Source organism: Streptomyces sp. NPDC059874 (assembly GCF_042731135.1).
Taxonomy (GTDB): Bacteria; Actinomycetota; Actinomycetes; order Streptomycetales; family Streptomycetaceae; genus Streptomyces.
Window position 1 is genome coordinate 1 of the sequence record NZ_JBHWJY010000173.1, and the last position, 3,780, is coordinate 3,780.

At 71.5% G+C, this 3,780-nt stretch carries 4 protein-coding genes; 2 read left to right on the plus strand and 2 right to left on the minus strand.

Annotation, left to right across the window (positions count from 1 at the left end; genetic code table 11):
• Window positions 1-144 precede the first annotated feature (144 nt).
• Both ACFV9H_RS41260 and ACFV9H_RS41265 read right to left on the minus strand, forming a co-directional pair.
• Window positions 145-798: a response regulator gene (locus ACFV9H_RS41260; protein ID WP_385409121.1), complete on the minus strand. Its 654-nt coding sequence runs from the start codon at window positions 796-798 to the stop codon at window positions 145-147.
• A 172-nt stretch (window positions 799-970) separates the two neighbouring features.
• Window positions 971-1,792: a serine protease gene (locus tag ACFV9H_RS41265; protein ID WP_385409122.1), complete on the minus strand. Its 822-nt coding sequence runs from the start codon at window positions 1,790-1,792 to the stop codon at window positions 971-973.
• A 107-nt stretch (window positions 1,793-1,899) separates the two neighbouring features.
• Between ACFV9H_RS41265 and ACFV9H_RS41270 the strand changes: the two genes are divergently transcribed.
• Together ACFV9H_RS41270 and ACFV9H_RS41275 are read left to right on the plus strand one after the other, a co-directional pair.
• Window positions 1,900-2,793 (plus strand): hypothetical protein, encoded by an 894-nt coding sequence (locus ACFV9H_RS41270; protein ID WP_385409124.1) that lies wholly within the window; start codon window positions 1,900-1,902, stop codon window positions 2,791-2,793.
• A 144-nt stretch (window positions 2,794-2,937) separates the two neighbouring features.
• On the plus strand, window positions 2,938-3,588 hold the full coding sequence (locus tag ACFV9H_RS41275) for an HAD family acid phosphatase (RefSeq protein ID WP_385409126.1): 651 nt from the start codon (window positions 2,938-2,940) through the stop codon (window positions 3,586-3,588).
• Window positions 3,589-3,780: the final 192 nt, after the last annotated feature.

The window sequence follows — 3,780 nt, forward strand, 5'->3', positions numbered from 1 at the left end:
GGATGTGGTCGGCGCCGCCTGCCCTGTGCGGCTCGATGAGCGGGGCTCCGCCCCGGACCCCGCGCCTCAAACGCCGGCGGGGCTGAAACTCGCCCGGCGGCACCGGAAAGCGCGGCCGGGCTGCGGGTCGGTGCGGGTGCGGCGTCACGCCGCGTTGGCGGCCAGGCCGCTTTCCCAGGCCCAGGCGGCGATTTCCACGCGGTTGCGGGCGTCGAGCTTGGCCTGGACGTTGGCGAGGTGGGTTTTGACCGTGGAGAGGGAGACGTAGAGCTCCCCCGCGATCTCGGCGTTGGTCAGGCCGCGCGCGAGGCAGCGTACGACTTCGCGTTCCCGTTCGGTCAGGGGTTCCGCGGGGCGGCGGGCCTGGTTGGTGGGGGTGCGGGGGGCCATTTCGCGCAGGAGGCGGACGGTGATGGCGGGCGAGACGAGGGAGTCGCCGACGGCTGCCGCCCGGACCGCTTCAACCAGCATGGCCGGGCTCGCGTCTTTCAGGAGGAAGCCGGACGCTCCGCCGTGGAGCGCGGCGTGGACGTACTCGTCGAGGTCGAAGGTGGTGACGATGACGATGCGTGGCCGGTCGCGGTCGGAGAGGCGCCGGGTGACTTCGAGGCCGTCGAGTTTCGGCATGCGGATGTCGAGGAGGAGTACGTCCGGTCGGTGTTTCTCGACCGCGGCGAGGGCGGCCTCGCCGTCGACGACGTCCGCGACGACCTCGATGTCCGGCCGGCTTTCGAGGATCATCCGGAAGCCGGTTCTGACCATGTCCTGGTCGTCCGCGATGACCACTCTGATCGCCATGCGCTGCCTGCCCCACTGTCGCCCGCTGCCGATGGATCCTTCCCATGGGACCGTCGCGTGCGGCGGCCCGCAACCGCACACGGCCGGGACGGTCGACGTTACGTGCGTTCGGAGTGCGGGGCTTCGTCCTTCCGGCCCGTTCCGGTTCGGCCGGAAGGACGAAGACTGCCTGCTAGAGGGTGGCCGCGGCGGCCTTGATGTCGGCCGCGAAGGTGGAGACCTCGGTGTAGACGCCGGGGTAGTCAGGGCGGGCACAGCCTTCGCCCCAGCTGACGATGCCGACCTGGATCCAGGCGCCGGCGGTGTCGCGGCGGAACATGGGGCCGCCGGAGTCGCCCTGGCAGGTGTCGACGCCGCCCTGGTCGAGGTAGCCGGCGCAGATCTCCTCGCGCGGGACGAGGTCGCTGCCGTACGCGGCCTGGCAGGCGGCGTCGGAGACGAAGGGGACGGTGGCCTTCATCAGGTAGCGCTGCTGGGATCCGCCTTCGCGGGTGGCGCCCCAGCCGGCGACGGTGAAGGTGCCGTTGTCGAAGGTCTTGGTCTCGGCGATCTTGAGGGTGGGCAGGTTGACGGGTTGGGCGAGTTTGATGAGGGCCCAGTCCTTGCCCTTGCCGTTGTAGCCGGGGGCCTGGAGTACCTTGGTGGATTTGACCTTGATGGCGCTGGAGCTGCGCAGGTCGACGACGCCGGCGGTGGCGGTGATGGTGGTGTTGTTGCCGGAGCCGTTCACGCAGTGGGCGGCGGTGAGGACGATCTGCTGGGTGTAGAGGGCGCCGCCGCAGCCCATGGAGAGGCGGACCATGAAGGGGAATTCGCCTTGGGCGGCGCGGGTGCCGCCGACGACGGGGTTCGGGGAGGCGGTGGCGGTGCCGGGCTGGAGGCTGACGGCCGCGAGGGCGACCGCGCCGGCGGCGAGGGTGCGCTTGAGGAGTCGCGCGAGGGTGGTCACAGTCAACACACTGCCTTTCGTGGGGGGTTGGGCGGTGCGCGCCATCAAAGAGATGACGGGGCCATGACACACCTGACGCGTGGCGGGCATCAAGAAGGCATTTTTGGCCAACCGGGGCCGGGCGCGGGAGGGCTTGCGGCGGGGGGTGCCCGATGACGCACAACGGGAGGCCGGGCAGCCCCATCGAGCACGGATTTCCGCACCTGCCCACGGTGCGCGCCTCTATCACCGCGCTGTTCCGGCGGTTGTCGGCCGACGGGATCCGTGCCCACGCCATGAGCCTGGCTCCCGCCGACGCGGTCTTCGACCCCTCCGACGACCTGTACCTGGGTGCGCAGCGGGTGGCCTCCGCGGTGGTGCGCACCCTACGGCTGCCGGACGCGCGCATGGTCGTGAGCTTCCGACCCATGGAGGACGCGGCCACGGTGGAACTGGCCGCGGGGCCGGAGTACTTCGTGGAGGTCAACGATCGTTTCCGCACGCACCGCCGGGACTTGGCGGCCGCGCTGTCCCACGAGGTGGCCCACGTGCTGCTGCACCGGCTGGGCCTGCGCTTCCCGGACACCGCGGAGAACGAGATCCTCACCGACACCGCCGCCGTCTTCCTGGGGGCGGGCTGGCTACTGCTGGACGCCTACCGCGAGGACGCGCTGACCCACCAGCGGTTCGGCTACCTCACCCCAGAGGAGTTGGGGTTCGTCCTGGCCAAGCGGGCCGCCCTGTTCGGCGAGGACCCCTCCTCCTGGTTCACGAGCCCGCAGGCGTACGAGGCGTACGTGCGCGGCCGCGCCGTGGCCGAGCGGGACCGTCGCCGGGCTCCTCTCGCCGCGGCGGGGCCCGTGGCCCGGCTCCGCTACGCCAAGGACCGGCACGCCGGGGCGGTTTCGGCGCGGGGGGCCGCGTACCGCTTCGAACGGGAGGACGGAGGCCCGCCGCGGGTGAGTTTCCCGTGCCCGGTGTGCGAGCAGCGGGTGCGGGTGCCGGTGCGCGGGCGGTTGAGGGCGCGGTGCGGGCTGTGCCGCACGGTGCTGGACTGCGAGACGTAGCGGGGACGGGGGCAGGGGGCAGAGCGCCGGCGCGGTTCATCGGGCGGCCACGAAAAGTTTCCTACCGACCAGTAGACACGGGTGAGGATCTGGCCAATTCTGGTCGCGTCCATGCCAATTGCGTGATCGAGGAGCGTCCCCCACATGCGCAGCACCCGTACCGCCGCCACCACCGCCGCTCTGGCCGCGGCGGCCGCCGTCCTGACCCTGGTTCCGGCCACGGCCGCCGAGGCCGCCCCCACCGCGCGGACGTCGTACACCGCGTCCGCTCCCGGCGGGAACGCGGCGATCCTCGGCATCGACTACGCCACCTGGCAGCGCGACGTGGCGGGAGTCATCGACGCGGTCCGCCCCGCGATCGAGCAGCGCATCGCCTCCGCGCCCGCCGGCGAGAAGCCCGCGATCGTCCTGGACATCGACAACAGCTCGCTGGAGACGGACTTCCACTGGTTCTGGACGTTCCCGACCCCCGCGATCGCCAAGGTCCGCGAGCTGACCCGGTACGCGAACGAGCGCGGGGTGGCGATCTTCTTCGTCACCGCCCGCCCGGGGATCATCTACTCCCTCACCGAGCGCAACCTGCGGTCCGTCGGCTACCCCGTCTCCGGCCTGTACGTCCGTGACCTGCCCGACCTGTTCGGCGAGGTCAGCGCCTACAAGACGGGCAAGCGCGCGGAGATCGAGGCGCGCGGGTACACGATCATCGCCAACATCGGCAACAACGAGAGCGACCTGGTCGGCGGGCACGCCGAACTCGCCGTCAAGCTGCCGGACTACGACGGCAAGCTGTCCTGACCCGCGGACCGCGGCCTACCGGTTCTGGGGCTCCGCCCCAGAACCCGCGCCTCAAACGCCGGCGGGGCTGGACATGGCACGGCCGACCCCGCCCGGCGCCCTAGGCCCTGTCGTCAAATTCGCGTCTGCCCCGCGGCGCCTGGCACGCACTCTCGCCGCACCGGGCGAAAGCCCAAGTACGTCCAGTACAAG

Excerpts from the sequence above, each read along its gene's own strand:
- ACFV9H_RS41260 (WP_385409121.1), bottom strand. The coding sequence starts at position 798 with ATGGCGATCAGAGTGGTCATCGCGGACGACCAGGACATGGTCAGAACC.
- ACFV9H_RS41265 (WP_385409122.1), bottom strand. The coding sequence starts at position 1,792 with ATGGCGCGCACCGCCCAACCCCCCACGAAAGGCAGTGTGTTGACTGTG.
- ACFV9H_RS41270 (WP_385409124.1), top strand. The coding sequence starts at position 1,900 with ATGACGCACAACGGGAGGCCGGGCAGCCCCATCGAGCACGGATTTCCG.
- ACFV9H_RS41275 (WP_385409126.1), top strand. The coding sequence starts at position 2,938 with ATGCGCAGCACCCGTACCGCCGCCACCACCGCCGCTCTGGCCGCGGCG.